Source organism: Streptomyces sp. NPDC057616, assembly GCF_042800575.1.
GTDB lineage: Bacteria > Actinomycetota > Actinomycetes > Streptomycetales > Streptomycetaceae > Streptomyces.
In genome coordinates this window covers 75,710-95,700 of sequence record NZ_JBHVGU010000039.1, presented here as the reverse complement: position 1 = coordinate 95,700, position 19,991 = coordinate 75,710, and the positions used below count along the sequence as shown (strand labels likewise).

General features: G+C 72.8%; 20 protein-coding genes. 10 read left to right on the top strand and 10 right to left on the bottom strand.

Annotated features, from left to right (window positions below; genetic code table 11):
* Together ACFU97_RS36980 and ACFU97_RS36975 are read right to left on the bottom strand one after the other, a co-directional pair.
* Positions 1-317, bottom strand: a 317-nt coding sequence (locus ACFU97_RS36980; RefSeq protein ID WP_384265212.1) for a hypothetical protein, incomplete at its 3' end; no start/stop codon positions are given.
* Between the two features lie 32 nt (positions 318-349).
* Positions 350-1,564, bottom strand: a complete 1,215-nt coding sequence (locus tag ACFU97_RS36975) for a globin domain-containing protein (protein WP_384265211.1) — start codon at positions 1,562-1,564, stop codon at positions 350-352.
* A gap of 712 nt (positions 1,565-2,276) precedes the next feature.
* Between ACFU97_RS36975 and ACFU97_RS36970 the strand changes: the two genes are divergently transcribed.
* Positions 2,277-3,191 (top strand): universal stress protein, encoded by a 915-nt coding sequence (locus tag ACFU97_RS36970; protein ID WP_384265209.1) that lies wholly within the window; start codon positions 2,277-2,279, stop codon positions 3,189-3,191.
* A 56-nt stretch (positions 3,192-3,247) separates the two neighbouring features.
* Here ACFU97_RS36970 and ACFU97_RS36965 read toward each other — a convergent pair whose 3' ends face one another.
* From ACFU97_RS36965 to ACFU97_RS36955, 3 genes are all read right to left on the bottom strand, one after another.
* Positions 3,248-3,634, bottom strand: a complete 387-nt coding sequence (locus tag ACFU97_RS36965) for a hypothetical protein (protein WP_384265208.1) — start codon at positions 3,632-3,634, stop codon at positions 3,248-3,250.
* A gap of 19 nt (positions 3,635-3,653) precedes the next feature.
* Positions 3,654-4,319: a DUF4389 domain-containing protein gene (locus ACFU97_RS36960; protein WP_384265207.1), complete on the bottom strand. Its 666-nt coding sequence runs from the start codon at positions 4,317-4,319 to the stop codon at positions 3,654-3,656.
* A gap of 136 nt (positions 4,320-4,455) precedes the next feature.
* Positions 4,456-4,920 carry a pyridoxamine 5'-phosphate oxidase family protein gene (locus ACFU97_RS36955; protein WP_384265205.1) on the bottom strand — a complete coding sequence of 155 codons (465 nt, stop codon included), beginning with the start codon at positions 4,918-4,920 and terminating at the stop codon, positions 4,456-4,458.
* A 277-nt stretch (positions 4,921-5,197) separates the two neighbouring features.
* On the opposite strand from ACFU97_RS36955, the gene ACFU97_RS36950 reads away from it, so the two are divergent.
* The 7 genes from ACFU97_RS36950 to ACFU97_RS36920 all read left to right on the top strand — a co-directional run bounded on the left by ACFU97_RS36950 (position 5,198) and on the right by ACFU97_RS36920 (position 12,998).
* Positions 5,198-5,890, top strand: coding sequence for a response regulator (locus ACFU97_RS36950; protein WP_384265204.1), 693 nt, complete (start codon positions 5,198-5,200; stop codon positions 5,888-5,890).
* A 119-nt stretch (positions 5,891-6,009) separates the two neighbouring features.
* On the top strand, positions 6,010-7,038 hold the full coding sequence (gene gap, locus ACFU97_RS36945) for a type I glyceraldehyde-3-phosphate dehydrogenase (protein ID WP_384265202.1): 1,029 nt from the start codon (positions 6,010-6,012) through the stop codon (positions 7,036-7,038).
* A 121-nt stretch (positions 7,039-7,159) separates the two neighbouring features.
* Positions 7,160-8,887 (top strand): GAF domain-containing protein, encoded by a 1,728-nt coding sequence (locus ACFU97_RS36940; RefSeq protein ID WP_384265201.1) that lies wholly within the window; start codon positions 7,160-7,162, stop codon positions 8,885-8,887.
* A gap of 216 nt (positions 8,888-9,103) precedes the next feature.
* On the top strand, positions 9,104-10,117 hold the full coding sequence (locus tag ACFU97_RS36935) for a zinc-dependent alcohol dehydrogenase (protein ID WP_384265200.1): 1,014 nt from the start codon (positions 9,104-9,106) through the stop codon (positions 10,115-10,117).
* A gap of 39 nt (positions 10,118-10,156) precedes the next feature.
* On the top strand, positions 10,157-11,272 hold the full coding sequence (locus ACFU97_RS36930; protein ID WP_384265198.1) for an NAD(P) transhydrogenase subunit alpha: 1,116 nt from the start codon (positions 10,157-10,159) through the stop codon (positions 11,270-11,272).
* Positions 11,269-11,580 carry an NAD(P) transhydrogenase subunit alpha gene (locus ACFU97_RS36925; RefSeq protein WP_384265197.1) on the top strand — a complete coding sequence of 104 codons (312 nt, stop codon included), beginning with the start codon at positions 11,269-11,271 and terminating at the stop codon, positions 11,578-11,580. Before ACFU97_RS36930 ends, ACFU97_RS36925 begins: the two co-directional genes overlap by 4 nt.
* Before the next feature lie 5 nt (positions 11,581-11,585).
* Positions 11,586-12,998 (top strand): NAD(P)(+) transhydrogenase (Re/Si-specific) subunit beta, encoded by a 1,413-nt coding sequence (locus ACFU97_RS36920; protein WP_384265196.1) that lies wholly within the window; start codon positions 11,586-11,588, stop codon positions 12,996-12,998.
* 14 nt (positions 12,999-13,012) lie between these two features.
* Here the strand turns inward: ACFU97_RS36920 and ACFU97_RS36915 are convergent, their stop codons facing one another.
* From ACFU97_RS36915 to ACFU97_RS36895, 5 genes are read right to left on the bottom strand one after another with little or no spacing between them, the layout of a single operon-like run.
* Positions 13,013-14,638, bottom strand: coding sequence for an NAD(P)-binding protein (locus ACFU97_RS36915; protein WP_384265194.1), 1,626 nt, complete (start codon positions 14,636-14,638; stop codon positions 13,013-13,015).
* Positions 14,635-15,645: a thiamine pyrophosphate-dependent enzyme gene (locus ACFU97_RS36910; RefSeq protein WP_384265193.1), complete on the bottom strand. Its 1,011-nt coding sequence runs from the start codon at positions 15,643-15,645 to the stop codon at positions 14,635-14,637. The genes ACFU97_RS36915 and ACFU97_RS36910 overlap by 4 nt, the downstream gene beginning before the upstream one ends.
* On the bottom strand, positions 15,642-16,883 hold the full coding sequence (gene porA, locus ACFU97_RS36905; RefSeq protein WP_384265191.1) for a pyruvate ferredoxin oxidoreductase: 1,242 nt from the start codon (positions 16,881-16,883) through the stop codon (positions 15,642-15,644). Before porA ends, ACFU97_RS36910 begins: the two co-directional genes overlap by 4 nt.
* A complete protein-coding gene (locus tag ACFU97_RS36900; protein ID WP_384265190.1) occupies positions 16,867-17,445 on the bottom strand; it encodes a 2-oxoacid:acceptor oxidoreductase family protein in 579 nt (192 codons plus the stop codon). The genes porA and ACFU97_RS36900 overlap by 17 nt, the downstream gene beginning before the upstream one ends.
* 35 nt (positions 17,446-17,480) lie before the next feature.
* The gene (locus ACFU97_RS36895; protein ID WP_384265189.1) at positions 17,481-18,371 is read right to left on the bottom strand and encodes a universal stress protein; all 891 of its coding nucleotides are present in this window, start codon (positions 18,369-18,371) and stop codon (positions 17,481-17,483) included.
* 209 nt (positions 18,372-18,580) lie between these two features.
* Here ACFU97_RS36895 and ACFU97_RS36890 point away from each other — a divergent pair, with 209 nt between their 5' ends.
* Positions 18,581-19,303, top strand: coding sequence for a CBS domain-containing protein (locus tag ACFU97_RS36890; RefSeq protein ID WP_384265187.1), 723 nt, complete (start codon positions 18,581-18,583; stop codon positions 19,301-19,303).
* A gap of 142 nt (positions 19,304-19,445) precedes the next feature.
* Positions 19,446-19,868, top strand: coding sequence for an Hsp20/alpha crystallin family protein (locus tag ACFU97_RS36885; protein ID WP_384265185.1), 423 nt, complete (start codon positions 19,446-19,448; stop codon positions 19,866-19,868).
* Positions 19,869-19,991: the final 123 nt, after the last annotated feature.

The window sequence follows — 19,991 nt, the reverse complement described above, 5'->3', positions numbered from 1 at the left end:
TCCCAGGCGTGCGCGGCGCGGTCGATCTGGCGCCGCAGCCGGGCCTGCAACTGGTCGACCGCCTCGCGTCCGGTGGCCTCCTCGGCGGTGACCACCACCGCCCGGCCGCCGACGTTCAGGTCGGCCACGGCCGACCAGGGCAGATCGGCGTGGGCCGCGGCCCGCACGATGCGCACCTCACCGGTGACGGCGGGCCGTCCTGAGCGGCCGACGACGGCGTCGATCTTCACGCGCGCGTAGGCGAGGCTCGCCTCGTCCACCGCGCCGTCGCAGCGCAGCCGCACCGCGGGCGCGTCCTGGTTGTTGTCGCCGGTCATGGTGACTCCTTTCCTGGAAGGTCCGTAGGTCGTCAGGCGGCGGAGCCGGGCAGCCACAGGTCGGGTCCGAAGACCTCGTACCGGATGAGCCGGGCGGGCACTCCCGCGCCGAGCAGCTGTGCGCGGACGTCGCGCATGAAGGGCACCGGGCCGCACAGGAACACCGTTGCCCCGTCGGGGAGTCGCACGTCGGAGAGGTCCATCAGGCCGGTGCGGGCGGCGGGTTCCTCGGATCCGGCACGCTCGTACCAGAACTCCGCGCGGGCACCGGGCAGTTGCTCGACGAGCTCACGCGTCTCGGCGCGCAGCGCGTGCTCGGCGGGGGAGTCGTCGGCGTGCAGGACCAGCACCTCGCGGGTCGAGGCGTCGGCCTCCAGATGGGCCAGGATGCCCGTCATGGGGGTGCAGCCGATGCCCGCCGAGATCAGCACCAGCGGGCCGGTCTCCCGGGCCCGGTCGTCGAGGAAGACGTCGCCGAAGGGCGCGGAGAGCGTCAGCCGGTCGCCCTCGTGGACCTGGCTGTGCAGCAGGTTGGAGACCTCGCCCTGCGGTGCGACGGCCGTGCCGGTCACCCGCTTCACCGTGATGCGCCTCAGCTCCCGGCCCGGGTCGGAGGACAGGCTGTACTGCCGCAGCTGATGCACCCCGTCGGGCATGCGGACGCGCACGCTGACGTACTGGCCCGCCCGCGCCCGCGGGGCCGGCAGTCCGTCCGCCGGGCGGAGCAGGAAGGACACCACGTCCGGGGTCTCGACACGCCGCTCGACGACCGTCCACGGCCGCCAGCCCTGCCCCGGCTCGACGCCCGCCTCGTGGTAGAGGCGCGCCTCCCGGCCGATCAGGGCGCCGGCCATCAGCCAGTACACCTCGTCCCAGGCCGCCGCCACCTCCGGGGTGACGGCGCCGCCGAGCGTCTCGGCGATCGCGGCGAACAGGTACTTGTGCACGACGGTGTACTGGTCGTCGGTGACGCCGACCGCCGCGTGCTTGTGCGCTATCCGGTCCAGCAGCGCGTCGGGCCGGGAGTCCGGGTTGTCCAGCAGCGCGGTCGCGAATCCGGCGATCGAGCCGGCCAGCGCGCGCCGCTGGTCCCCGCTCGCCTGGTTGCCCCGGTTGAACATGCCGTCGAGCAGCTCCGGCCGGTCCCGGAACATCGACCCGTAGAAGCGCGTCGTGATCTCGTCGAGCGCTCCGGCCACCGCGGGAAGGGTGGCACGGACCACGGCGGCGGACTCTGCGGACAGCATGGGGCCTCCCGGGCACGGGGATCGAGGTGCGAAAGCGGACCGCGTCGACTGCGCGGCACCTTCTGTCTAGCAGGGGCGCGACCAGGGTTCGACGCCCGTGACGGCCGCGGGCCGAAACAGGGACCTACGGCCCAACGACTCGGGCACATCGGCCCAACGGCGCCTCGGCGGCCTGGGGCCCTACGGCACCGCCTCCCTCCCCGCTCGGCCCTGTCCCGGCCGCGCGCGGCGGCCGGTCGGGGACGCAGGGTGCGCCGCGGCCGGCGGGGGACGTGCTCGCCCGGGATGCAACCGTGCGGGCACGCGGCCGACGACCCACGTACGGCCGCGGCCCTTCGCGGGGCCGTCCCCCTGGCGGGCGCCGTGACCGGTCGGGGACGGGGGGAGCCCCTGGGATGCCGTGCGCGGCGTCCCGCCTGATTCAAGAATCCCTCCTCGACCGCCTGTGCACGTGAGGTGAACGGACCTGACTACGGGCCCTTCGGGCCTTGCACGTGAGGCGGGTGCGGCGTCCGGTCCCCGGCGACATCGGCTCCCGGGCGACGTCCGCTCCGAGGCGAGATCCGGTCTCCCCGGCGACGCGGCCTGATGCGATGTCACAGGTGCGTCCCGCGGGGGCCGTTCGGCCCCCGGCGAGGGACGTGAGGCACCTCCTGTCCCACCCGCGCCGCCCGGAGACTGGCCTGGCATCGCCCCCGAAGGAGGTCCGTACATGTCCACGATCACTGTCGGTCTCGACGGTTCCCCGCAGAGCCTCGCCGCCGCCGACTGGGCCGCCCGCGAGGCCGAACAGCGCGAGGCCGTGCTGCGCCTCGTGCACGGCTGGGACCAGACGCCGTACGTGTATCCGCCGCTCGGCGGCATCCCGGCACCCGGCGCCATGGACACGCAGGGAACGTGGGCGAAGAACCTGCTGCGGCAGACGGCCGCAGGGCTCGCCGACCGGTATCCCGCGCTGCGGATCGAGACCGAGCACAGCGGGGACCACCCCGTCGCGGCCCTGCTGGCCGCCACCGAGGACGCCGACCTGCTGGTCCTGGGGTCCCGGGGCCTCGGCACGGTCGCCGGGCTCCTCGTCGGATCGGTCGCCCTCGCGCTGGTGGCCCGTGTGGACCGCCCGGTGGTCCTCGTACGGGCCGACGAGCGGGACGTGGACGAGCATCTGCCGGACGCCGCGGGCGCCGAGTCCACCGGCACTCCCTACCGCGACGTCGTGCTCGGGCTCGACCTGGAGCACCCCGGCGAGTCCGTGATCCGCTTCGCCTTCGAGGCCGCGCAGCGCCGTGCGGCCGGACTCCGCGTGGTCCACGGCTGGAGCCTGCCGGCCTCCCACGGCTACGGCGCCGCGATGGACGTGGGGCTCAGCGAGGAGCAGGCCGGGCTGATCCGGCAGCGGCTGACGGACGCCCTGCGCCCGTGGCAGGAGAAGTTCCCCGGCGTGGACGTGCGTGAGCAGGCCGTGATCGGCAGTGCCGGACGTCATCTCGTGCAGGCCTCGCGCGACGCGGCGCTGGTCGTCGTCGGGCGCACCAACCGCCGTGCGGCCGTGGGCAGTCACATCGGCCCGGTGACCCACGCGGTGCTGCAGCACGCCGTCGCGCCGGTCGCGGTGGTGCCGCACGACTGACAGGCCGGAGCCGACCGTCCGTGGAGGCGGGAGGTCGAGCAGGTCCACGGCCCGTTTCAGTACAGCGACGCGGGCCAGGAGCACGCCACCGCGACGATGACGCCCAGGTCCAGCAGCACGCCCACGCTCAGCCACGGGTCGAACCAGACCGCCTTGAGCACCAGGCCGCTGCACGCGGCGACCAGCGCGGCCGCGGGCCACCAGCCGCCGCCCGCCAGGACCCCGGCGCCCGCGACCACGTACACGACGGCCGTGTACCAGGCCAGCGTGAGCGCCGCCGTCCTGGCGGCCGCCGTGGAGACACCCGCGGACGCCAGCAGCCACGAGTGCCCGGGGGTGAACGGCGCCGGGGCGCCGCCGGACTGCTGCTGCGGCGCCGTCCACACGCCGGGGTGCAGCAGTCCGTGCACCACCAGGAAGGTGGCCACCAGCAGCTCGGTCATGCCTGGTCCTCCGGCCCGGTCATGCCTGGTCCTCCGGCGCGTACGGCTCGGTCCCGCCCATGTCGAGGCGGAACGGCGGATAGACGTCCGTCATCAGGCCGGCGTAGGCGGCGACCCGCAGCACCCACCGGTTGAGCCCGAGGATCAGGTCGAACAGGCTGCGGGGGTACTTCTCGGTGAAGGCCAGCGTCACGGCCGCGATCACCGCGAGCACGGCGACCAGGCCGCCGTCCCACCAGCCGAGGTGGTAGCCGCCGAGGAAGAACCCGATGATGATGTAGTGCGGGATGGCCAGCAGCCACCACTTCACCAGCACCAGTCCCCGGGACAGCCGTTCGGGATAGGCGATGTCCAGCCGCGCCGGGTAGTCGGGCTCCTCGCCCAGGCTGAACGGCGGATAGCGGTCGGTGCCCAGGGCACCGTACGAGTAGTAGGCGACGCGCCAACTCCAGCGCAGTACACCGAGGTTGAAGTCGAACAGGGACCGCGGGTAGCGCTCGGTGAACAGGATGCTGAACAACGCGACCACACTGACCAGGGTGAAGGCGATCCACAGGAAGAACAGCACCACGTAGTGGGGGATGACCAGGATCCACTTCACCAGCCACAGCCAGCGGGACAGCTGCGGGTCGAGCACCGCGTTCACGCGCACGGGACAGTCCGTCGCACTCGCCAGGCTCGTCATGGCGATCAACTCCTTCGGCCCGTGGCGCCGCGGCGGCGACCTGGGCCCAGAATCAGCGTCGTTCCGGAACGCCGCGCCGGGCATGGGCCGTTGGGGGTGCTCCCGGGACCGTCGGTCCCGGCCGCGTGGGCCGGTCTCAGCCGTCGTCGGACCGGTCGGCGTCCGCGTCGGTGAGACGGATGCCGGTGATCAGATCGGGCCGGATGCGGACCGCGTAGTCCATGGTCCGGTGCACCCAGGGGTGCAGCAGCCGCCGGTAGCGGTCGATCTCCTGCGGGTCGGTCACCAGGTGGGCGAACCCGGTGACCACCACGCTCCAGCCGAGGTGCGTGTGCGGGTCGATGGCATCGGCCTCGTAGGCCACGACCACGCCCGTGCCGTCCGATTCACGCGTGTGGGCGGTGAGGGCCGCGCCCTCGTGCGTGCGGATGACGATGTCGCCGTCGTCCATGATGTGGTTGACCGGCCGGATGGTCGGCAGCGCCTGCCGGGTGAAGACGATCCTGCCGAGGGACACGGTGCCCAGCAGGCGCAGGGCTTCGCCCCGGTCGAGCTCGATGCTCCGGCGCGGTCCCACGAGGGCCCGGTGGGTCTGGCGCATGGCGGATTCCCGTACGGGTCGGCGGCTCACATCTGCCGATCATTGCAACGCACCCCGGCACCCCCGGTAAGGGCCGTTCGGCCCCAGTCCGCGTCCGGTCGGCCCTGCCCGCCCCCGGGAGGCGGGGCGTGACGGGGGACCGGGCGGGTAGCGGGAAGGAGAGACGCCCGGGGATCAGGGCCGACCGGCCCTGGCCCCCGGACAGGCGAGCGAGGAGTATCCCGACACCGGGCGCCGGCCACGGAAGCCGGCGAGGCGCGCAGGGAAGGAGCATCCGATGGCGGACGGCGAGCGGTCGGGCCCCGACGGCCCGATCCGGGTCTTCCTGCTGGACGACCACGAGGTGGTGCGGCGGGGGGTGCGCGACCTCCTCGACGACGAGCCGGACATCACGGTGGTCGGCGAGGCCTCCACGGCCGAGCAGGCCCTGGTCCGCGTCCCGGCGCTGCGCCCGCAGGTGGCGGTGCTCGACGTGCGGCTGCCCGACGGCGACGGCGTGAGCGTCTGCCGGGAGCTGCGCTCGCGGATGCCCGAGCTGGCCTGCCTGATGCTGACCTCGTTCGACGACGAGGAGGCCCTGCTGGACTCGATCATGGCGGGCGCGTCCGGTTACGTCCTGAAGCAGATACAGGGCTCCGATCTGGTGTCGGCCGTGCGCACGGTCGCCTCGGGCCAGTCGCTGCTCGACCCGAGCGCCACGACGAGGCTGATGGCCCGGCTGCGCGGCGGGCAGGAGCAGGAGGAGGACCTGGACGCGCTGCCGGGCCTGACCGACCGGGAGCGCGAGATCCTCGCCCTGATCGGGGAGGGGCTGACCAACCGGCAGATCGGCCAGCGGCTCTTCCTCGCCGAGAAGACCGTGAAGAACCACATCTCCCGTCTGCTGGCCAAGCTCGGCGTCGAGCGCCGCATCCAGGCCGCCGTGATCGCCACCCAGGCGCAGGACCGGCTGCGGCAGCAGGGCCGCTGACACCCGGGCCGAACGGCCCCGGATCGCCCCCGTACGGCCCAAGCCCCGCACGGTCCGCACTCCGCAGGCTGGCGGCAGAGCCCGGACGGAGCCGGGCCACGACCGGGAGGGCGACGGACATGACCGTACGCGTGGGCATCAACGGCTTCGGCCGCATCGGACGCAACTACCTGCGCTGCGTGCTGGAGCGGGCCGACAACGGCACCGGCACACCCGTCGAGGTCGTGGCCGTCAACGACATCACCTCGCCGGCGACGCTGGCCCATCTGCTGGAGTTCGACTCCACGTACGGCCGCCTGCACCGCACCGTCGAGCACGACGAGAACTCCCTCACTGTCGACGGCCGGCGCATCGCCGTGACCGCCGAACGCGACCCGGCAGCCCTCGCCTGGGGCGAGTACGGCGCGGATGTCGTCATCGAGTCCACCGGCCGCTTCCGCACCCGCGAGCAGGCCGGGGCGCACCTGAAGGCGGGCGCCCGCAAGGTGCTGCTGTCCGTCCCGGGCAAGGACGTCGACGCCACGCTCGTCATGGGGGTCAACGAGAACACCTACGACCCGGACGTCGACCACGTGGTCTCCAACGCCTCCTGCACGACGAACTGCGTCGCCCCCATGGTGAAGGTGCTCCACGAGCGCTTCGGCATCGTCAAGGGCCTGATGACCACCATCCACGGCTACACCAACGACCAGGTGGTCCTGGACGGCCCGCACAAGGACCTGCGCCGCGGCCGCAGCGCCGCCGTCAACATCATCCCCACCAGCACGGGTGCCGCCCGCGCGGTCGGCCTGGTCCTGCCCGAGCTGGCCGGCACGCTCGACGGCATCGCCGTACGGGTGCCCGTGGAGGACGGCTCACTGACCGACCTCGGCGTGGTCCTGAGCCGGCACGTCACCGCGGACGAGGTCAACGCCGCCTACCGCGAGGCCGCCGACGGGCCGCTGAAGGGCGTGCTGCGGGTCTCGGACGCCCCGATCGTCTCCCGCGACGTCGTGGGCGACCCCGCCTCCTGCGTGCTGGACGCCCCGCTGACCCAGGCCAACGGCGAGCTGGTCAAGGTCTTCGGCTGGTACGACAACGAGTGGGGCTACACCAACCGGCTGCTCGACCTCACCGAGTACGTCGCCGCCCGGCTCCCGCGCGCCTGACCGGCCCGGGAGCGGCCGGATCCTCCCGGAGCCCGTATCGCGCTCCGCCCCGGACGACTACCGTGGCACCTGACCGGCATGGTCGGCCGTCGGCGGTGTGTGGGAGTGGGAGGAAGCACCGGTGGGAAGCCCTGAGCAGTCCCAGGACGCGCGCGTACGGCTGCCGCAGCTGAGGCTCGACGACCTGCTGGAGGAGCTGCAGGCGCGACTGGACGCGGCCCGCGGTACCCGCGACCGGGTGCACAGCCTCCTGGAGGCGGTGCTCTCGGTCGGCCGCGAGCTCGACCTGGAGCAGGCCCTGCACAGCATCGTGGAGGCGGCGGCTGCCCTGGTCGACGCCGAGTACGCCGCACTCGGCGTGATCGGGCCGGACGGCAAGCGGCTGTCCGCCTTTCACACGATCGGCGTCAGCGACGAGGCGATCGCCGAGATCGGCCCGTACCCCGAGGGCCACGGCATCCTCGGTGAGCTCATCCGGCATCCCGAGCCCCTGCGGCTGGCCAAGATCTCCCAGCACCCGGAGTCGTACGGCTTCCCGGCCCACCATCCGCCGATGAACACCTTCCTCGGCGTCCCCATCCGGGTCCGTGACCAGGTGTTCGGCAACCTGTACCTGACCGAGAAGCGAGGCGGGGTGCAGTTCGACGAGGAGGACGAGTCGGTCCTGGCCACGCTGGCCGTCGCGGCCGGTGTCGCGATCGACAACGCCCGCCTCTACGAGGAGTCCCGGCTGCGTGAACGCTGGCTGCAGGCGAACGCGGAGATCACCCACGGCCTGATGTCCGGCGAGTCGAGCGTGGAGGTGCTCCGCCTGATCGCCGAGCGGGCCGGCGAGATCACCGGCTCGGCCCTGGCGGCGGTCGCGTTGCCCATGGAGGACACCGGCAGGCTCTCGGTGGAGATCGCCGTCGGGCTGGACTCCGAGGCGCACCGGGGCCTCGTGCTGCCCATGGAGACGAGTCTGATGGGACTGGCCTTCTCCGCGGCCGCCCCGGTCACCAGCGAGGACGTCGTCCACGACGGGCGGATCTCCCCGGAGCCGCCGCGCTTCGGGGGACTCGGCCCCGCCGTCGCCGTGCCCATCGGCGCGAGTGGCACAGGGGCGCGCGGTGTGGTCCTGCTGGCGCGCAGGCTGGGTCAGCCGGTCTACGAGGCCACCGAGATCGAGCCGCTGCAGTCCTTCGCCGCGCAGGCCGCGATCGCGATGGAGCTCGCGGAGCGCCGGCGCGACGCCGAGGAGGTCGCGGTGCTCAAGGACCGCGACCGGATCGCCCGCGACCTGCACGACCTGGCGATCCAGCGGCTGTTCGCGACCGGCATGACGCTGCAGAGCGCCGGCCGATTCATAGAGCACGATGAGGCCGCGGGCCGCGTGGCGCGCGCGGTCGACGACCTCGACGAGACGATCAAGATCATCCGGTCGACGATCTTCGGCCTGCGGGCCCGCGAGGACGGCGCCGGCACGGGACTGCGGGCCCGCGTGGTGCGTGTGGTCGGCGAGGCGGGCCAGGTGCTGGGCTTCGCGCCGAGCCTGCGCATGGAAGGGCTGCTGGACACCGACGTGCCGCGGGAGGTCGCCGATCACGTCGTGGCCGTCCTGTCCGAGTCCCTGACCAACGTCGCCCGGCACGCCGGGGCCGGCCGTACCGACATCGTCCTGGAGATGGACGGCCGGGAGATCCGGCTGACCGTCACGGACGACGGCGTGGGCATCCCGCCCGGCGGCCGGCGCAGCGGCCTGCGCAACATGGCCGAGCGGGCCGAACAACTGGGCGGGGCCATGACGTTCGGCCCCGGACCCGCGGGCGGCACCGTGCTGGCCTGGCACGCGCCGGTGACACCGCGGTAGTGCCCCGCGCGCGCGGGTGAGGGGGCGAGACAGCCCTTCCGGCACGAGCCCACAGGCCCCGCCGCAGGGCCGTTCGGCCTCTGCAGCCGCCCCTCGCGGGTGGTGAGGCTGGTGATGGCGGTCCCGGGAGAACGGGACGGCATACGGATGGTGCACGACCCAGGCCGCACGGGCCGGCCGTCGCACCCCCACATCGGCCTCGTGGAGGAGCAGATCATGAAGGCAGCGGTCGTCACCGACTTCGGCAAGCCCCTGGAGATCCAGGACGTCCCCGTTCCCGAGCCCGGCCCCGGCCAGGTGCTCGTGAAGATGGAGGCCTCGGGGCTCTGCCACACCGACATCCACGCCGCCCACGGAGACTGGCCCGTCAAGCCGCGGCCGCCGTTCGTGCCCGGTCACGAGGGTGTCGGGCCCGTGACGGCGGTCGGTGCCGGCGTCTCGCCCGACCTGGTCGGCCGGCGGGTCGCGGTGCCGTGGCTCGGCTCGTCCTGCGGCACCTGCCGCTACTGCGTCTCCGGCTGGGAGACCCTGTGCGAGTCGCAGGTCAACTCCGGCTACTCCGTGGACGGTTGCTACGCGGAGTACGCCGTCGCCGACGCGGGCGCGGTCGTCCGGGTGCCCGACGGCGTGTCCTCCTTCGAGGCGGCTCCGCTGACCTGTGCGGGCGTCACCACCTACAAGGCGATCAAGGTCGCCCACGTGGTCCCCGCCGAGCGCGTCGCGGTCTTCGGTGTCGGCGGCCTCGGCCACCTCGCGCTGCAGTACGCCCGTCTCGTCGGCGGCCTGGTCACCGCCGTCGACCTGGAGCCGGACAAGCTCGGACTGGCGCACCGGCTCGGCGCGGACCAGATCGTCAACGCCCGTACCCACGATCCGGTCGAGGAGATCAGGAAGACCGGCGGGGCGGACGTGGCCGTCGTGCTCGCCGCCGCGCCCAAGGCCTTCGAGCAGGCGTTCAGGTCGCTCAACCGCGGTGGACGTCTGGTCATGGTCGGCCTGCCCGCGGACAATGCGTCCATCGACGTACCCATCTTCGACACGGTCCTGGGCGGCATCTCCGTGATCGGCTCCATCGTGGGCACCCGCCAGGACCTGGCCGAGGTCTTCGCGCTGCACGCCGCCGGACGGACCCAGGTCATCGCCGAGACCCGGCGCCTCGACCAGGTCAACGACTCCTTCGACGAGGTCCTCGGCGGACGGGCCGAAGCCCGGCTGGTCTTCGAGTTCTGAGGCCCGGCGACCCCGGGACCCAGGGAGAGGCAGCAGCACATGGCCACCGTCACCGTAGGTGCCGTACGGGAGCGGGCGCCCGGCGAACGCCGCGTCGCCCTCGTCCCGGAGGCCGTCACCCTCCTGCGCCGGATCGGGCTCGACGTCCTGATCGAGGCCGGGGCCGGATCCGGTGCCTGGTTCACGGACGCCGACTACACCGACGCCGGCGCGGGCGTAGTGGCCCCGGAGGAGCTGTACGCGCGCGCGGACGCCGTCCTGTGCGTCGGCCCGCCGGACCCGGAGACGGCGCGGGCGCTGCGCGGCGAGCAGATCCTGATCGGGCTGCTGGAGCCGCTGCGCCACCCGGACCTCGTGCGGGAGCTGAACGGGCGCGGGGTGCGCACGGTGAGCCTCGACCTGCTGCCGCGCACCCTCAGCCGCGCCCAGTCCATGGACGCGCTGACCTCGCAGGCGAGCGTCGCCGGCTACAAGGCGGCGGTGCTGGCGGCCGACTCCTACGACCGCTTCTTCCCGATGCTGACCACCGCGGCGGGCACGGCCCGCCCCGCACAACTCCTGGTCCTCGGCGCCGGCGTGGCCGGACTGCAGGCGATCGCCACCGCCCGCCGCCTCGGCGCCGTGGTCACCGCGTACGACGTACGACCCGAGTCACGGGAGGAGGTGGCGTCGCTCGGCGCCCGGTTCCTGGACATCCCGCGACCGCCAGACACCGGATCGGGCGCCGGATCGGGCGGCTACGCAATGGAGTTGACCGAGGCGGAGCAGGCGGCGCAGCGGGAGGCGCTGGACGCGCACGTGGCCCGTACGGACATCGTCATCACCACCGCCCAAGTCCCGGGCCGCAGGCCGCCGTTGCTGGTGACGGCGGCTGCCGTCGAGGCCATGAGGCCCGGTTCGGTCGTCGTCGACCTCGCCGCGAGCGAACTCGGCGGCAACGTCGAGGGCTCCAGGCCCGACAAGACGGTCGTCCTGGACAACGGTGTCACCGTGATCGGCGCCGGGCACCTGCCGTCCGCGATGGCCACGGCCGCCTCCACGGCCTACGCCCGCAACCTGGTGGCGGTCCTGCGCCACCTCGTGCAGGACGGCCGGCTGGTCCTCGACCCGGCCGACGAGATCACGGCCGCGCTCACCCAGGGAGCCCCCTCATGAACGACCTCGATCTCCTCACCGCGATCACCGTGTTCGTCCTGAGCGTCCTGGTCGGCGTCGAGGTCATAAGCAAGGTCCCCGCGACCCTGCACACGCCCCTGATGTCCGGCTCGAACGCGGTGCACGGCATCGTCGTGATCGGCGCCATGCTGATCGCCGCGGAGTCGCACACCTGGCTCGGCTACGTCCTCGCCTTCGTGGCCATGGTGTTCGGCGCGATGAACGTCGTCGGCGGCTACGTCGTCACCGACCGCATGCTGGAGATGTTCAGGTCCCGCCCGCGCGACGGCGGGAAGGGAAAGGTGTGAGTGCCGTGGACACCGTCTCGAACGCCGTGCACTACGTCTTCCTGGCCGCCGCCGTCTGCTTCGTGCTCGGCCTGCATCTGATGAACCACCCCCGGACGGCCCGCCGTGGCAACGCGATCTCCGCCGGAGCCATGGCCGTCGCGATCGCGGCCACGGTGTGGCTGGTGGCCCACGAGGGCACGATCACCACGACGGGCTGGCTCGTGCTCGTCTCGGGCGGTCTCGTCGGCGCCGCGCTCGGCCTGTACGCCGCGCGCGAGGTCAAGATGACCGCCATGCCCCAACTGGTCAGTCTCTTCAACGCCGTCGGCGGCGGAGCGGCCGCGCTCATCGCGGTCAACGACCTGCTCCAGGCCGGCCACCCGGCCGCGCTGGGCGCGCGGGTCTCGCTCCCGGGAGCGCTGGACATCGTCATCGGCGCGGTCACCTTCTCCGGGTCGCTGATCGCCGCGGGCAAGCTTCAAGGGGTCGTCTCCGGCGCGCCGGTGGTGTTCCCGGGCGCGCGGCTGCTGAACGTGCTGCTCCCGCTGACCTTCGTCGCCGGCACGGTCTGGCTGGTGCTGGAGCCCGCGTCCCGCACCCCGCTGTACGGCCTCGCGGCCGTCGCCCTGGCCTTCGGCGTGACGATGGTGCTGCCGATCGGCGGCGCGGACATGCCGGTCGTGATCGCCCTGCTGAACGCCTTCACCGGGTCGGCGGTGGCGATGGCGGGCTTCGTCCTGAACGAGACCGCGCTGATCATCGCGGGCATGCTGGTCAGCTCCTCGGGCGGCATCCTCACCAAGCTGATGGCCGACGCCATGAACCGGTCGATCGCCAACATCGTGGTGGGCGGTTTCGGCACCGGCGACGACGCGCCCGCGGCCGCCGGAGGGACACCCGCCCAGGTGCGGGCCGTCTCGGTGGACGACGTGGCGGTCCAGCTGGCGTACGCGAGCAAGGTCGTCTTCGTGCCGGGCTACGGCCTCGCCGCCGCCCAGGCCCAGCACGAACTCGGCTCCCTGGCACAGCTGCTGACCGAGCACGGGGTCGAGGTCAGCTACGCCATCCATCCGGTCGCGGGCCGTATGCCGGGGCACATGAACGTGCTGCTCGCGGAGGCCGACGTGCCCTACCCGCAGCTGAAGGAGATGGACGAGGTCAACCCGGAGTTCCCGCAGGCCGACGTGGCCCTCGTCATCGGCGCCAACGACGTCACCAACCCCGCCGCCCGCCGCCCGGGCAACGCGATCTCGGGCATGCCGATCCTCGACGTCGACAAGGCGAGGAGCGTCGTCGTCATCAAGCGCTCGATGGGCCACGGCTACGCCGGGATCGACAACGAGCTCTACACCGACCCGAAGACCGGCATGTTCTTCACCGACGCCAAGAAGGGGCTGGCCGAACTCAAGGCGGCCGTCGGCGAGTTCGTCGGCTGACCGACCGGAGCGGTTCACTCCTCGGGCACCATGTCGATCGCCCCGCACGGGCACTCCGCCGCGCACAGTCCGCAGCCCTTGCAGTAGTCGAGGTCGATCGTGAACCCCTTGCCCGGGCCCAGCTTGATGACCGCGTTGTCCGGGCAGACGCCGTAGCAGTTGTCGCACTCGAAGCAGTTGCCGCACGACATGCAGCGCCGGGCCTCGAACAGGGCGGTCGACTCGTCGAGCCCCTGCACCACCTCGTCGAACGTCGAGACCCGCCGGGCCACTTCGAGCGACGGCCGCACGGAGGCCGGGGCGTCCGAGTAGTACCAGGTGTTGAGCCGGTCGGATGTGGCGGGCCCGTGCTTGGGTCCGGGGTCGTACTCCGTGCCGCGCAGATAGGCGTCGATGTGCCGGGCCGCTTTCTTGCCGTGCCCCACGGCCACGGTGACCGTGCGGTCGGCGGGCACCATGTCGCCGCCGGCGAAGATGCCCTCGTGCCCGGTCATCAGCCCGTCGGCCACCTGCACCATGCCGTGGTCCACGGCCAGGTCCGGCACGTCCTTGAGGAGCGAGAGGTCGGTGTCCTGGCCCAGCGCCAGCACCACGCTGTCCGCCTCCAGCTCCTCGAACTCGCCGGTGGGCTGCGGGAATCCGGAATCGTCGAGCTCCATCCGCTCGATGGTGAGCCGGCCCTCGTCGGCGTGCTTGATGGTCGACAGCCACTTCATCCGCACACCCTCCTCCAGCGCCTCCTCCACCTCGATGTCATGGGCGGGCATCCGGTCGCGGGTGCGGCGGTAGACCACCACGGCGTCGGTCGCGCCGAGCCTGCGCGCGGTGCGGGCCGCGTCCATGGCCGTGTTGCCGCCGCCGTAGACGGCGACCTTGCGGCCCAGCAGGGGCGGTCCCTCGCCCTCCATGCTGCCGAGCAGTGCCACCGCGTCGAGGATGCGGGCGCTGTCGCCGGCCGGGATGTACGTGCGTTTGCCGATGCCCGCGCCCACGGCCAGGAACACGGCGTCGAAGCCGCCGTCCCGCTGCGCGGCCAGCACGTCGTCGACCCGGGTGGCGGTCTCGAAGGCGACGCCGAGCGCGCGGATGCGCTGTATCTCCGCGTCCAGCACCTCTCGCGGCAGGCGGTAGCGCGGGATGCCGTAGCGCATCATCCCGCCGAGGCGGTCCTGCGCCTCGCGGACCGTCACCTCGTGGCCCATCAGCCGCAGATGGTACGCGGCCGACAGACCGGCCGGGCCGGACCCGACCACCAGTACCCGCTTGCCGGTGCCGAACGAGGGCGGCGGCACGGTCCAGCCCCGCCTGATGGCCTCGTCGCCCAGGAAGCGCTCGACGGAGTTGATGCCGACCGCGTTGTCGACCTGGACGCGGTTGCAGGCCGTCTCGCAGGGGTGGTAGCAGACGCGGCCCATGACGGCGGGCAGCGGGTTGTCGCGCATCAGCTGCCGCCAGGCGGCCGCGTAGTCCCCGCTCTCCGCGTGGTACAGCCACTGCTGGATGTTCTCACCCGCCGGGCAGGCCTGGTTGCACGGCGGCAACCGGTCGACGTAGAGCGGCCGTTCGGTGCGCCAGGCGCCCGTGTGGTTGGCCAGGCTGGAACCGACGTTCAAAGTGATCGCGAACGGTTTGTCCTTCACGGCGACGCCTCCTGGGGTGCCAGCAGTCCGAAGCGGGCGATGTTGCGGTCGGCCGTCCGTTGGAGCCGGGCGATGACGTCCTTCTGGAGCTCCGGCCGGAAGAGGTGCGCGTACCGCTTCTGCGGGCGCAGGTACTCCTCCACGGGGAGCCTGCGCCGGATGGGTGTCACATCGGTGACCTCACCGTCCACGGCCTCGAACACCGGGAAGAGACCGGTCTGTTCGGCCAGCCGGGCGATGCGCACCGTGTCGTGGGAGGCGGTGCCCCAGCCCAGCGGGCACGGCACCAGCACGTGCAGGTAGCGGGCGCCGCGCATGGTCATCGCCTGGTGCACCTTCGCCTCCAGGTCGCGCAGCCCCGCCACGGTGGCGGTGGCGACGTAGGGGATCTCGTGGGCCATCGCGATCAGCGGCAGGTTCTTGCCCTGCCCGAAGGGGGCGCCGGGCTGCTCGCCGACTGCCTGGGTGGTCGCCGTACGGGCGGTCGGGGGAGTGGCCCCGGAGCGCTGCACGCCGGTGTTCATGTAGGCCTCGTTGTCGTAACACACGTACAGGACGTCGTCGTTGCGCTCGAACATGCCCGACAGGCAGCCGAGCCCGATGTCGACGGTGCCGCCGTCGCCGCCCTGCCCGACCACGCGGATGTCGGTGCGGCCCTTGGCGCGCAGGGCGGCGGCCACTCCGGCGGCCACCGCGGGCGCGTTGCCGAACAGGGAGTGCAGCCACGGCAGTTGCCACGAGGTCTCCGGATACGGCGTGGAGAACACCTCCAGACATCCGGTGGCGTTGACGGCGATCACCTTGCCGCCGGAGGCGCGCTGGGCCGCGTCCAGGATGTAGCGGGCGCCGAGCGCCTCGCCGCAGCCCTGGCAGGCCCGGTGACCGCAGGTGAGCGCGTTGGAGCGGCCCGGGTCGGCCTGGTCGGACTGCGAGTCCGGCCCCAGCAGCCGGTTTCCGGCGGCGAAGCTGCCCACCTGGTAGAACTTGACCTGCTGTGCGGCGCTCATCGGTTGCTCCCCGCGTCCCGCAGGATGTTCTCGGCGGACGGGCCGGACCGCCTGGTCCGCGCCATCCGCGCCAACTCCCGCTCCACCAGTTCGGTGTTGAGGTCCAGGAACGTCAGCGGTTCCAGCCGCCCGGCGAGCGCGTCGTCGAACAGCCGGTGCAGCGACGCCTTGGTGATCGGCCGGCCGCCGAGACCGGCGACCACGGTGTGGCCGTCCAGCTGGATGCCGGAGAGCGCGGTGCGCACGTTCGCCGACACGATCCCGCCGATGCCGACCGCCAGCGCCCGCTCCAGGACCACCACCCGGCGGGCCCCGCCGAGCACGTCACGCACGGCGTCCAGCGGGAACGGCCGGAAGGACGTGATCGCCAGGGCGCCGATCCGCACCCCGCGCTCGCGCATCTCGTCGACGACGTCGCAGACCGTGCCGAACACCGAGCCCAGGGCCACGACGATCGTCTCGGCGTCCTCGCACGCGTACGGGTGCAGCAGGCCGCCGGAACCGCGCCCGAAGACCTCGCGGAACTCCCCGGCGACCCGTGGGATGGCCTCCAGCGCCTGCATCTGCTTGGCGTGCGCCAGGTAGCGCACCTCGGTGAAGGCGTCCGGCCCGACCATCGCGCCGATCGACACGGGCTCCTCGGGGTCCAGCACCTGCCGTGGCTCGTACGGCGGCAGGAAGGCGTCGACCTCGGCCTGCTCCGGCACCTCGATGCGCTCCCAGGCGTGGGTGAGGACGAAGCCGTCCATGCACACCATCACCGGCAGCGACAGCTCCTCGGCCAGCCGGAAGGCCTGCGGGTGCAGGTCGGCGGCCTCCTGGTTGTCGCGGGCGTACAGCTGGATCCAGCCGGAGTCGCGCTGCGACATGGTGTCGCTGTGGTCGTTCCAGATGTTGATGGGCGCGCCGATGGCCCGGTTGGCGACCGTCATCACGATCGGCAGGCCGAGCCCGGAGGCGTTGTAGAGGGCCTCCACCATGTACAGCAGGCCCTGGCTGGCGGTCGCCGTGTAGGCACGGGCGCCCGCGGCCGAGGCCCCGATGCACATCGACATCGCGGCGAACTCCGACTCCACGTTGACGTACTCGCACGGCTTCAGCGTCCCGGACTTCACCAGGCGGCTGAGCTCCTCGACGATGTGCGTCTGCGGCGAGATCGGATACGCCGCGATCACCTCGGGCCGGCAGCAGGCGACGGTCTCCGCCACCGCGCGCGACCCCTCAGTCTGCTTGAGCATGCGCCCGCTCCTCCCGCTGGGCCTTCCTGACGTGGTCGTAGGCCTCCCGGGCCGCCGCGGCGTTGGCCTGCCCCAGGTCGCCCGGGAAGCGTTCGCGCACCGCGGCGGTGAGCGAGTCGACGCTCACGCAGCCGGTGAGCGCGGCCAGACCGCCGAGCAGGACGGCGTTCGGCACGGGACGGCCGAAGTGGCGCACGGCCAGTGCGGTGGCCGGGACGGTCAGGGCGCGGCCGGAGAACCCGGTCAGGCCCAACTCGGCGACGGAGAGCGGTGAGTTGATCAGCACGGCGCCGTCGGGGCGCAGTCCGTCGAAAACGTCCACCTGGTGCAGCAGCGTCGGGTCCTGGACGACGAGGGCGTCGGGCCGCATGACCGGCTCACGCACCCGGATCGGCCGGTCGTCGATCCGGCAGAACGCCACCACCGGCGCCCCCGTCCGCTCCGATCCGAAGCTCGGGAACGCCTGGGCGTGACGGTCCTCCATGAACGCCGCCACCGACAGCAACTCGGCGGCCGTGACGGCGCCCTGGCCGCCACGGCCGTGGATACGAACCTGGAACACGGCACTTCCCTTCCGGACCCGGCCCGGCGCGGGCCTCACTCGTGCGGGACGATCGCCACCGGGCAGTGGACGTGGTGCATCGCCGCGTGCGCGACGGGACCGGTGTGCGTGCCGAGCCGGGCCGGGCGGACCTTGCGGCCCACGACCAGCAGGCCGGCGTCCTGCGCGGCGTGCAGCAGCTGCTGCGCCGGGCGGCCGTTCTCCACCACGGTCGTCACCCGTACGTTCGGGAACTTCTCGCGCCACGGGCGCAATTCATCGGCCAGCGCATGCTCGGCCGCCTGCTGTGCGGTGGCGGTCACCGTGCCCCCGGCCCCCGGCGGTGCGAACGGCACGTGCCAGGTGTGCACCACCCGCAGCGGGGCGTTGCGCACCGCCGCGCTCTCGAGGGCGAAGGCGAGCAGCTCCTCGCACGGGTGCGAGACGTCCGCACCGACCACCACGTCGCGGTACGGCGAGCGCTCCGAGGGCAGACCCGCCGCGTCGGGCAGATGCTCGTCCTCGGGCGTGCGGTCGGCCCGCACCAGCACCACGGGCCGCGTCGCCCGGGCCACCGTCGACAGCGCCACGGAACCGGCCATGTAGCCGCCGAAACCGCTGAACGCCCGGCTGCCCAGGACCAGCAGCTCGGCCTCCGCGGCCGCCTCGACGAGCGCGTCCACCGCCGGCCGCGCCACCTGCTCGGCACTCAGATACACCTGCGGATGGCGCTCGTTGAGCTGGTCCATGGCTCCGCGCAGGATGCGCCGGGCCCAGTAGCGGGGCGCCTCCAGCTCGGGCAGCTGCGACGTCTCGGAGGACAGCCCCGCCCACGCGTGCACCAGGCGCAGCGGCAGACCGCGCCGCAACGCCTCCCCGGCCGCCCAGTCGGCGGCGGCGAGGCTCTCACGTGAACCGTCAAGCCCTACGACAACGGGGCGAAGCACGGCCTCCACCTCCCCGGGTCCTCGCCCGCCCCCTGCACGGCGGGCCTCCTCACCTTCAGCGTCCTGGCCTGCGGTGCCGCCGGGCAGGGGCTGCGTGGCCCCCGGCAACAGGCCGAACGGCCCTCTGCCCGCCGGCGGTGGTGTGACCGACGCTGGGAGTGCGGGGCGACGCGAGTACGCCGCGTGACACAAGGACCCTGGAGGACGCCATGCACGGCTCTCCGCACATCGTGAGCGATGTGATGACCCGTACCGTCGTCGCCCTCGGCCGCGGAGCGACGTTCAAGGAGATCGTGAAGACCATGCAGCAGTGGCGGGTCAGCGCGATGCCCGTGGTGGAGGACGGGACCCGGGTCGTCGGGATCGTCTCCGAGGCCGATCTGCTGCCCAAGGAGGAGTTCCGGGACGGGGACCCGGACCGGCGCACCCAGCTGCGCCGCCTGGCCGACCTGATGAAGGCCGGTGCGGTGACCGCCGAGGAGCTGATGACCGTGCCGGCCGTCACCGTGGCGCAGGACGCCACCCTCGCCCAGGCCGCCCGGCTCATGGCGCTGAAGAAGGTGAAGCGGCTGCCCGTGGTCGACGACGCGGGCGTGCTGCGGGGCATCGTCAGCCGGGCCGACCTGCTGCGGGTCTTCCTGCGGGACGACGAGGAGATCGCGGCCGAGGTGCGCGACGAGGTCGTCGCCGGCCTGTTCCCCGCGCCGCCCGAACCGATCAGGGTCGAGGTGCACGAGGGCGTCGTACGGCTGACCGGCCGGATCGACGACACGAGCCTCGTGCCCGTCGCCGCCCGGCTGGTGCGCGCCGTCGAGGGGGTCGTCGACGTGGACTGCGCCCTCGCGGGACCGCGCCGCCGCCCGGACCTCGACCCTGACCTGCCGGACGCGGACACCCCGGTCCCGCCCTCGCACGCCGGCGAGACCACCTGAGACGGCGCCCCAACCAGCGGATGTCAGGGGGATGTTGGGGCACCAGGGCCGGTCGGGCCCGGTAACGGCCCGACCGGCTCACGCGCGCCCGCCGGCGCCGCGGGACGCTGGAAGCGGCGAAGAACAAGAGGAGGAGGGAGACATGGCTGGCATGATCGAGCGACTGCCGGGCTGGCCGACCCTGCCCGACCTGTTCGGCTGGGTCGAGACCGGATTCCCCGGGGCGCACACGGTCCCCGGGCTGCACGGCATCCGCATCGAGGAGTTCCTGGCGGACGAGAAGTACGTGCTGCGGGCCGAGCTCCCGGGCATCGACCCCGCCAAGGATGTCGAGATCACCGTCACGGAAGGCGTTCTGACCCTGCGGGCCGAGCGCGGTGAGGAGACGACCAGGAAGCACCGCACGGAGTTCCACTACGGCACCTTCGCCCGCTCCGTCCGGCTTCCGGCCGGGGCCAAGGGCGAGGAGGCCACCGCTGAGTACAAGGACGGCGTCCTGACCGTCACGATCCCGGTGCCCGAGACCAAGACCGCCACGAAGACCATCCCCGTGCGCCAAGGCTGAGCGCGGGAGGGCGCTTCGCCGCAACCGCCGTGGGGGGGTGGTGTGAGGAGAGGGAAACCACCCCCCCCCGCCAACCATAAAGACAGCAAAGAAAAAAGGCCGCCCACAAACAGCATGTTCGCG